1 pseudogene is annotated in these 1,049 nt (G+C 62.4%); it reads right to left on the bottom strand.

What is annotated here, in order from left to right:
- Positions 1-283: 283 nt before the first annotated feature.
- Positions 284-1,049 (bottom strand): annotated as a pseudogene (locus tag FEV16_RS16760) (cell division protein FtsH); the annotation flags it as partial.

Genomic DNA, 1,049 nt, shown 5'->3' with positions numbered 1-1,049 from the left:
TAAATCCGAACGACCAGATAGAACCCGTTCAGAACGGCCAGGCCGATCCACATGCCCTTAAGGTCTACTACAGCTTCCGTGCCAGCAGCAGCCCGGGCCGCTGTGTCAGTCGTCGAGCTCATATCTTTCTCCTCCATGGATTTTTGTCTCGAAGACACTTTTCTTCGAGCCTGACGCATCTTGCGCGTTACGGCGCGAGGCGATAGCGACTTTGTCGCCAAACAACGCCGCAACAAAAAAGCCCGGCGCAAAACGCCGGGCCCTTCTTTAACATCGCCGGAGCTTAGACCGGTTGCGGCTCCATGCCGCCGACATCGGGCTCTGGCTTCTGTCCAGTCGAGGGCACCGCCGAGCCGCGCGGCGGAGACGTCGGCGCCGACTCATCCCGCACAGGCCGCTTGCCGGCGAGCAGGCCCTTCATCTCGTCGCCCGTCAGCGTCTCGAATTCGAGCAACGCATTGGCGAGCATGTCGAGCTGGCTGCGCTTTTCGGTCAGAACGCGCTTCGCCTCGTCATAGGCTTCCTGCACCAGCCGGCGCACCTCCGCGTCGATCGTGCGCTGCGTCGCCTCGGAAAGGGTCTGCTGACGCCCGATTGAATAGCCGAGGAACTGCTCTTGTTCGGGATTGGCGTAGGCGACCGTGCCGAGCTTATCCGAGAAGCCAAGCTGAGTGACCATCGCGCGCGCCACACGGGTGCATTGCTGGATGTCCGAGGCGGCGCCCGACGTCACCTTGTCATGGCCAAAGATCATTTCTTCGGCGACGCGGCCGCCCATGGCGATGGCGAGCATGGCGGTCAGTTGCTCGTAGGTCTGTGAGATCTGATCGCGCTCGGGAAGGCCCTGCACCATGCCGAGCGCTCTGCCGCGCGGAATGATCGTCGCCTTATGGATCGGCATGGCGCCAGGAACAGAAAGTTGCACCAGCGCGTGGCCGCCTTCGTGATAGGCGGTGAGCTTCTTCTCCTCGTCCGTCATCACCAGCGTGCGACGCTCGGCGCCCATCATGATCTTGTCGCGCGCGTCCTCGAACTCCTGGTTCGTCACG

The sequence above is a fragment of the Methylocystis sp. B8 genome, assembly GCF_005771425.1.
Lineage (GTDB): Bacteria > Pseudomonadota > Alphaproteobacteria > Rhizobiales > Beijerinckiaceae > Methylocystis.
Note: the sequence above shows the minus strand (reverse complement) of the source record. Positions and strands in the feature narration are given on the sequence as shown.